An 8,803-nucleotide genomic window follows, 5' to 3' on the forward strand; every position below is an offset into this window, starting at 1 on the left:
TACGTGGGTGTGTGGATTGAAACAGCCAAGCCAAAGTCTGCTCTTTTTTATCTCTGGGTCACACCCTACGTGGGTGTGTGGATTGAAACAATGATGAGGTGAACACGTGTATAGACAACCAGTCACACCCTACGTGGGTGTGTGGATTGAAACACCCACATGTGATTGTTTTCAAAACCATAGTCAAGTCACACCCTACGTGGGTGTGTGGATTGAAACCTCCAGTACCATGTTATGTACCCAAGGTATAGGATGTCACACCCTACGTGGGTGTGTGGATTGAAACATCAATGGCCCAGTATTCGGCAATATCGAAGATGGTCACACCCTGCGTGGGAATATATGGATTGGAGCATTGTTCACTCGTCGGTCAAGTTTATGGAAGAACTGTAAGCATTCGGCCTCTTATGTATTTCTCTCCAGGCTTTTGATTTTGTTATGACTGGAAAAAACACGTACAAGCCCGAATGCTTATCTTTTGTCTGTCTTCTTTTGTTGTTTCACCTAGGTGACAATGCATTGGCACCTAAGTGGAGAGGCGTAGTCACCCAAGTGATACGATTGCTTCACCTTGGTGAAACTATAAATTCAACTAAGTGTTTGCACGATAAGGCCTTGTAAATGAAGTAAATGGATGAACCATCATGTAGGACACATCAAGAAGGAAAATCTATGAGTCTTCAGAAACAATGGTAAAAATCCACATACATACCAGTTAAGGGGAATTACGGATCCTTTTACACCACAAACCGTTGAAAATAAATGGTTTGTGGTGATAGAAACAAAAAAAGAACAGATGTCTTTTTAATACGCTATCTTATCCAATATCCCGTTCAAGTGTGCAATAGCCACTCCATAATTAGTCATGGGAATCTGTTGCTTACGGGCATTATCAATCCGGTTTAGTACATATTTGCGATTGAACATGCAGGCTCCGCAATGAATGATTAAGTGATAGGGTGTCAAATCCTCCGGAAAGTCTGTACCTGCAACGATATCTATTTGTAGCTCTTCGCCTATCTTTTTACGCAACATACGTGGAAGCTTTACTCTGCCTATGTCCTCGGTGGCAGGGGCATGAGTGCAGGCTTCCGCTATCAGTACCCGTGACTGTGGGGTGAGGCAGTCTATGGCTGAGGCTCCTTCTATATAATAATGTATATCTCCCTTATATCCTGCCATCAGGACAGAGAAAGAGGTGAGAAGGCTATCTGCCGGCTTTTGTTCATAAACGGTATGAAAAACCTGGGAGTCGGTTATAATCAGTTTCGGAGGGCGGGACAGAGCCTGCAAGGTGGAAGCTATTTGGTCTGTTGTACAACTCATCACCAGACATTTCTTGTCCAATAATTCGCGCATCGTCTGTACCTGTGGAAGGATGAGACGGCCTTTGGGAGCCTGTATATCTTGCGGCATGACTAAGAGCACTAAATCTCCTTCTTTAACCAGATTTCCGGTAATGGTTTGTTGCCCGAAATCTGCCGGTAACTTTTCCAGAATCGCCTGATGTATCTTCTTTATACCTGTTCTTTCCTTTGCGCTGATAACGAGAGGCTTTTGACCGCAATCTTTTTCTATACGGAGTAGGGTGGATGCTATGTCTTTTCGTATGTCAGCCTTGTTCAGTAGCAAGATGACAGGGATGTTTTTTTCCTCCAATTGCTTCATCCACTTCTTTTCCTCTTCATGGGCTTCGTCTTCACAAAGAAGTAAGGCTATGTCTGTTCGTTCGATGGCTTTCAGCGTGCGGATGATGCGCATTTCTCCTAATTCTCCTTCATCGTCAAATCCCGGCGTGTCGATAAAGAGACAAGGGCCGATTCCTTGAATCTCCATGGCTTTGCTCACGGTGTCTGTCGTGGTACCGGGGATATCCGATACAAGGGCAGTATCCTGTCCGGTCAAGGCATTGATTAAAGAGGACTTGCCACTGTTGCGCCGCCCGAAGAGGGCGACGTGCAGGCGGTTGGCAGATGGGGTGTTGTTTAAACTCATATGTGGTTACTTTATCAGTCTGGAAACATCGCCCGGCGCGTGGGCCGGATTAGAATCTGAAATCTCGTTTCCCTTCTTCTATCTTTTTCAGGTTACAGGTTGCTATTTCTTTTATTTTCGGGTTGGGAATGTGTTCCAATTCTTTTTTTATCAATTGGATTCCCTTGGCTCGTGTATCCGCTGTCGCATAATCTTCCAGATACTCTTTCAGTGTCATCAATGCATTGGGTGCACAACAATTAGCAATTTGTCCCGATTTGACTAATGACATAAAGCGGTCACCTGTACGTCCTTCTCGGTAACAAGCTGTACAGAAACTGGGAATGTGCCCTAAATCGAGCAACCAGTTCACTACTTCATCCAAGGTACGGGTATCGCTGATATCGAATTGTGCCGAGTTTTCTTCCGGTGTTTCCGGAATGGCATAACCGCCTACGCTGGTCCGGGAACCGCCACTGATTTGTGAAATTCCCAGATTCAAGACCTTACGTCGGGTTGCAGCCGATTCCCTTGTAGAGATAATCATGCCTGTATAAGGAACAGCAATACGGATTACTGCCACAATCTTACAGAATATCTCGTCCGAGATGGCGTCCGGAAAGTCTTGCGTGGCGATATCATCTGCCGGACAAATACGAGGAACGCTGATGGTATGCGGACCTACTCCGAAAGTGGCTTCCAGATGTTCGGCATGCATCAATAATCCTACAAAGTCATAGCGGTAGGTATTCAGCCCGAATAAAACACCTAGTCCTACATCGTCAATGCCCGCTTCCATGGCACGGTCCATCGCTTCGGTATGATAAGCATATTTGCTTTTCGGACCGGTGGGATGCAGGGCTTCGTAATTTTCTTTATGATAAGTTTCCTGAAACAAAATATAAGTGCCGATACCTGCGTCTTTCAGTTTGCGATAGTTTTCTACGGTGGTGGCGGCTATGTTGACATTGACCCGTCGGATGGCTCCGTTTTTATGCTTGATGCTATAAATGGTCCGGATGGATTCCAATATATATTCTATAGGGTTCCGTAGCGGGTCTTCTCCTGCTTCCAGTGCCAGACGTTTGTGTCCCATATCCTGCAAGGCAATTACTTCCTTACGAATTTCTTCTTGTGTCAGTTTCTTGCGTGCTATGGTCTTGTTCTTCAAATGATAAGGACAGTAAACACATCCGTTCACACAATAATTGGAAAGGTACAGGGGGGCGAACATCACAATACGGTTACCGTAAAACTTATGTTTGATTTCCTGTGCCAGATGGAAGATACGTTCTATCAAATCCGGTTGGTCACATTCCAATAGTAACGCTGCCTCACGATGGGATAGTCCTTTGCATCGGGCGGCTTTGTCAATCAGTTGCTCTATCAGAGCACGATTACTTTTGTTGCTGCGGGCATACTCCAGTGTTTCCAGTATTTCCTGGTGGTCAATGAATTCTTCCGCTATTTTAGAATCTGCTTTATACATATTTATTAGTGGTTAGTGATTATAATCACCTCTATCTGTTGATATCCGGTAACCGATTGTTTCCAGTCGTTGTGCCAAGTTTCGTAGACCTTCGGCGGCTTCGGCGCCGAAAGCTGCTTTGTTGTCATACAAAGCATATTTTTCTCTTTGCTCCCGAGGGGAGAGATTGGGCATCACTACATTAGCTCCTGCCAATATTCCTTTTTCCCGTCCGTCCGGTGACAAGGTGGCAAGGGCGGTGGTCGATGGAATCAGGGCGGACGGGTGCATCAACCGGAAAAGGGATAATAGCTTGAGAGTCATTTCCACACTTCCGGCCGGTTCCATTCCGAATGGTGTTTCATGGTGGGGGATAAAAGGACCTATACCAATCATCTGGGGATGGAACTGTTCTATGAACAACAGGTCTTCTACCAGATGGGGCAGAGTTTGTCCCGGACTACCTACCATGATTCCTGTTCCGGTTTGATATCCTATTTCTTTCAGCCATTGTAAACATTGGAGGCGATGCTTTAGTGACATTTCTTCAGGATGGAGTTTCCGGTAATGCTGTTCGTTATGTGTTTCGTGCCGAAGCAGGTATCGGTTCGCTCCTGCCCGGAAAAAACGCTCGTATGCTTCCCGTGATTTCTCTCCTAACGAAAGGGTGATGGCACAATCGGAGAACTCATTGCGGATGGCGGCTACGGTTGCTTCTATCCACTTGTCTGTCAAGGCAGGGTCTTCGCCGCCTTGCATTACGAAGGTACGGAACCCGAGTGCGTATCCTTCACGGCAACATTCCAAAATAGTTTCGCGCTTTAATGCGTAGCGGGCCACAGCAGGATTTCCTTTTCTTATTCCGCAATAATAGCAATTGTTACGACATCGGTTGCCCACCTCGATAAGCCCACGGATAAAGATGGCATTCCCGAAATGCGCTAAAGTAACCTCTTGGGCCTGTTGTTGGAGATACATTAAAGTATCAGCGTCCTGACAGGTGAGGAGAATAGCATATTCTTCGCCGGTCAAGCTATGTTTATGGCGCAATTTATCAATCAGTTGCTTCATTCGTACTTTTTTATTAATGGAAAACCTGAAAAGCTCACCAGCTACTGTAGGGGCGGCCTCCATGCGTTTGCCTAGTGGCACACAATGAATTTTATACATTCGAAGGTGTGTCAAAATGATAGATTGTTTTCATTTTGACACACTTCCCTATGGTGAAGGATTGCGAATAACGTCTTTCCGCTAAGGTAGTTTTCTACTTTTAATACGTCTTCTCCTGTTTAGCCAGTTCTTGTACCAACTGACGTTTCCCGTTACTGCCGCTATGAGTACTGGGTCCTGTGATACATCCCCCCTCGCAGGCCATCACTTCGATGAACTGTCCGGGAGCTTTTCCCGATTTTGCGTATGCACGTAATGTTCCGATATTCTTCTTGTTTAAATCGGATACCTGTATGGCATTGATTTTGTCCGCTTCCATTTTCAGGAATGCCTTTACGGCTCCCATCACGCCGCCGGCTTGTGCAAACCCATGCGCTTCGCGAACAGATGAGAATTCCATGGCGTATGGCTGTACAATCTCCAAGTTGACTTCGAAAGCATCGAAAATAGAAGAAATTTCCTCAAACGTCATCACAAAATCCACAGCTTCATCACGTTGAGCTTCTTTACGTTTGGCTACACATGGGCCTACGAATACGATCTTTGCATCAGGATACTTCTCTTTGGCTATACGTGCTGCATAATACATAGGTGAACCTGTGCCGGAAACGTATTTTTTCATATCGGGAATATACTTGTTCACCAGCTCGATGTACGATGGACAGCATGAAGTGGTCATGAATTTCTGTCCTTCCTCCAACTTCTCTATCAGTTCGTGTGCTTCGTGTTCTACGGTAGACATGGCGCCTTGTGCCACTTCAATTATATCGGTGAAACCGATTTGTCTGAATGCACCATATACCTGTTCGATAGTTGTGCTGAATTGCCCTAAAATAGATGGCGCGACAATGGCTACCACTTGTTCTCCTTTACGGATGCGTTGCAACACATCGAATGTCTGTGATATTTCAAAAATGGCCCCGAAAGGACAAGCATTCATACATTTACCGCAATAAATACATTTGTTCTCGTCGATATGCTCTATACCGTGTTCATCTTTGCTGATCGCTTTGACAGGACAAGATTCTTCGCAAGGAACAGGAATATAAACGATTGCGTGATAAGGACAGCTTTTGTGGCAGATGCCGCAACTGATGCAGGTATCATGGTCGATCCATGCCTTGCCGGTGTCAGCATGTACATGTACGGCTCCTTTAGGACAATTGTACTGGCAACTGCGGGCGGTACATCCCCGGCATAAGTCGGTGATTTCGTAATTGATCTGTACGCAGGCCGAGCATGCTTCGTCTATAACACACATAATGTTGTCTTTGGGCTTTCCATTGTTTGCACGTTCTATAGCACGTGCGGCATATTCGGATAGTGGAGTGAGCTCATCGGTTTCGTCATCCATATCCAGCCCCAATAGAGGAAGGGATTTGTATTTCCATACAGCGCGTTCTTTGTGTACGCAGCAGCGCCCTGCATGTTTTGAACGTCGGGGGCTGAGTTCTAATGGCAGACGGTCTATTTTGTCTGTTGTCAGTTCTCCGTTTTTCCACAATTTTACAAGTTCTGTCAGCAATCTGTGGCGGACAATCATAATGTTGTTCGTAAATGCCATATAGTTAAAGGGGTTAGTTATTAGGTTTTGCAAAGATAGTGATAGTTTGTGTCCTATGGAAATATTAAAAAAAGAAAAATCACATTTTCCTCTTTTTATATTCAGATTTGTTCTGTCGCTGTGGAATGTAGCCGACTGGTTTATATATGAATCTTTATAGGTAAAAATAATAAATTTCGTAAAAGCAACTGATAATGGCAGGGGAAGAGGAAACCATTTTAGTGAAAGATATGTTATAGCTGTGCCAATTTGGCAGAATAAAACTGTCAATTTCTCCTTTTTCATGTTTGGCACGTTTTTCGCAAGATATTTTGCGTCACTGCTTAAAGATGACGGATAATTGATATAATTAAAAGTATAACATATAAAAATTAAGAACTATGAACATTAAACCATTAGCAGACAGAGTATTGATTCTTCCAGCTCCTGCGGAAGAAAAAACAATCGGTGGTATCATTATTCCTGATACAGCAAAGGAAAAACCATTGCAAGGTGAAGTTGTCGCAATAGGTAACGGAACGAAAGACGAGGAGATGGTGTTGCATGTAGGTGATCAGGTATTGTATGGCAAATACTCGGGTACAGAATTGGAACATGACGGTAAGAAATACCTTATCATGCGTCAGAGCGATGTTCTCGCTGTTTTGGGATAATTAAATAGTACATTGTAAATCATTAAATTGTAAATAGAATTATGGCTAAAGATATTAAATTCAACATTGATGCCCGTGACGAATTGAAGAAGGGTGTAGACGAATTGGCTAACGCAGTGAAAGTAACTCTTGGTCCGAAAGGACGTAATGTGATTATTGAAAAGAAATTCGGTGCTCCTCACATTACTAAGGATGGTGTAACTGTGGCAAAGGAAGTGGAATTGGCTGATGCGTTTCAGAACACAGGTGCGCAATTGGTGAAATCTGTTGCTTCAAAGACAGGTGACGATGCAGGTGACGGTACTACTACTGCTACTGTGCTGGCTCAATCAATCGTAGGGGTAGGTTTGAAGAATGTTACTGCCGGAGCAAATCCGATGGATTTGAAACGTGGTATTGATAAAGCTGTTGCCAAAGTGGTTGAATCTATCAAGTCTCAGGCCGAGATGGTAGGTGATAATTATGACAAGATTGAACAAGTAGCTGCGGTATCTGCCAATAACGATCCTACTATCGGTAAGTTGATTGCAGACGCTATGCGTAAAGTTTCTAAAGATGGTGTGATTACTATCGAAGAGGCTAAAGGAACGGATACTACTATCGGTGTGGTAGAAGGTATGCAGTTTGATCGTGGTTATCTGTCTGCTTACTTTGTAACCGACACAGAAAAGATGGAATGTGTGATGGAACATCCGTACATCTTGATTTATGATAAGAAGATTTCTAACTTGAAGGATTTCTTGCCTATTTTGGAACCGGCTGTACAGAGCGGACGTCCTTTGCTGGTGATTGCAGAAGATGTAGACAGCGAAGCTTTGACTACATTGGTTGTAAACCGTCTGCGTTCTCAGTTGAAGATTTGTGCTGTGAAGGCTCCGGGCTTCGGTGACCGTCGTAAAGCTATGTTGGAAGATATCGCAGTATTGACCGGTGGTATCGTTATCAGCGAGGAAAAAGGTTTGAAGTTGGAACAAGCTACTCTTGAAATGTTGGGTACTTGCGATAAGGTAACTGTTTCTAAAGATAATACTACTATTGTAAACGGTGCCGGTGCAAAAGAAAACATTCAGGAACGTATCAATCAGATTAAAGCTGAAATAAAGAATACTACTTCAGATTATGATAAGGAAAAGTTGCAGGAACGTTTGGCTAAGTTGTCAGGTGGTGTAGCTGTTCTTTATGTAGGTGCGGCTTCGGAAGTCGAAATGAAAGAAAAGAAAGACCGTGTGGATGATGCGTTGTGCGCTACTCGTGCAGCTATTGAAGAAGGTATCGTTCCGGGCGGTGGTGTAGCTTACATCCGTGCTTCTGAAGCGTTGGAAGGTCTGAAAGGCGATAATGAAGATGAAACAACCGGTATTGAGATCATCAAGCGTGCTATCGAGGAACCGCTTCGTCAGATTGTGGCTAATGCAGGTAAGGAAGGTGCTGTTGTCGTTCAGAAAGTACGTGAAGGTAAAGGTGACTTCGGTTATAACGCTCGTACTGATGTTTACGAAAACCTGCATGCTGCCGGTGTGGTGGATCCTGCTAAGGTAACTCGTGTAGCTTTGGAAAATGCAGCTTCTATTGCAGGTATGTTCCTGACTACAGAATGTGTAATTGTGGAAAAGAAAGAAGATAAACCAGAAATGCCGATGGGTGCTCCCGGAATGGGTGGCATGGGCGGCATGATGTAATCTTTGCCCCATAAATGATTAACGGACTCCCTGTTGGCGAAATGTTGACAGGGAGTTTTTTTATAGACCATAGTGGATTATCTCCTCAAGTTTTATTTACTCCCTAAATTTCGGTTCATCCGAGAAATAATGAGGAGACTGTCACTCTTGAAAGATTATGTGGTTTTATTTCAAATTGAATTGTCTTATAAAAAAAGGAACTGTTTCTGAATGTTCAGAAACAGTTCCTTTTTTAGTGAGCCTCTTGTCGGATTCGAACCAACGACCCCGAGATTACAAATCACGTGCTCTGGCC

Annotated in this window: 6 protein-coding genes; 2 read left to right on the top strand and 4 right to left on the bottom strand. The window is 44.1% G+C overall.

What is annotated here, in order from left to right; genetic code table 11:
- Nucleotides 1-804: 804 nt before the first annotated feature.
- The 4 genes from hydF to AB5935_RS12135 all read right to left on the bottom strand — a co-directional run bounded on the left by hydF (nucleotide 805) and on the right by AB5935_RS12135 (nucleotide 6,176).
- Nucleotides 805-1,995 (bottom strand): [FeFe] hydrogenase H-cluster maturation GTPase HydF, encoded by a 1,191-nt coding sequence (gene hydF / locus AB5935_RS12120; protein ID WP_007855629.1) that lies wholly within the window; start codon nucleotides 1,993-1,995, stop codon nucleotides 805-807.
- Between the two features lie 49 nt (nucleotides 1,996-2,044).
- Nucleotides 2,045-3,463: a [FeFe] hydrogenase H-cluster radical SAM maturase HydG gene (hydG, locus tag AB5935_RS12125; protein WP_007855631.1), complete on the bottom strand. Its 1,419-nt coding sequence runs from the start codon at nucleotides 3,461-3,463 to the stop codon at nucleotides 2,045-2,047.
- A 12-nt stretch (nucleotides 3,464-3,475) separates the two neighbouring features.
- Nucleotides 3,476-4,513 carry a [FeFe] hydrogenase H-cluster radical SAM maturase HydE gene (gene hydE / locus AB5935_RS12130; RefSeq protein ID WP_007846892.1) on the bottom strand — a complete coding sequence of 346 codons (1,038 nt, stop codon included), beginning with the start codon at nucleotides 4,511-4,513 and terminating at the stop codon, nucleotides 3,476-3,478.
- A gap of 199 nt (nucleotides 4,514-4,712) precedes the next feature.
- The gene (locus AB5935_RS12135) at nucleotides 4,713-6,176 is read right to left on the bottom strand and encodes a 4Fe-4S dicluster domain-containing protein (protein ID WP_008674107.1); all 1,464 of its coding nucleotides are present in this window, start codon (nucleotides 6,174-6,176) and stop codon (nucleotides 4,713-4,715) included.
- A 380-nt stretch (nucleotides 6,177-6,556) separates the two neighbouring features.
- Here AB5935_RS12135 and AB5935_RS12140 point away from each other — a divergent pair, with 380 nt between their 5' ends.
- Nucleotides 6,557-6,829: a co-chaperone GroES gene (locus tag AB5935_RS12140; RefSeq protein ID WP_005842331.1), complete on the top strand. Its 273-nt coding sequence runs from the start codon at nucleotides 6,557-6,559 to the stop codon at nucleotides 6,827-6,829.
- Nucleotides 6,830-6,870: 41 nt separating this feature from the next.
- Nucleotides 6,871-8,508 (top strand): chaperonin GroEL, encoded by a 1,638-nt coding sequence (gene groL / locus AB5935_RS12145; protein ID WP_005842327.1) that lies wholly within the window; start codon nucleotides 6,871-6,873, stop codon nucleotides 8,506-8,508.
- The last annotated feature ends 295 nt before the right edge of the window (nucleotides 8,509-8,803 follow it).

The sequence above is a fragment of the Phocaeicola sp. RTP21198st1_B8_RTP21198_201120 genome, from assembly GCF_040929485.1.
In the GTDB taxonomy this organism is placed as follows: domain Bacteria; phylum Bacteroidota; class Bacteroidia; order Bacteroidales; family Bacteroidaceae; genus Phocaeicola; species Phocaeicola dorei.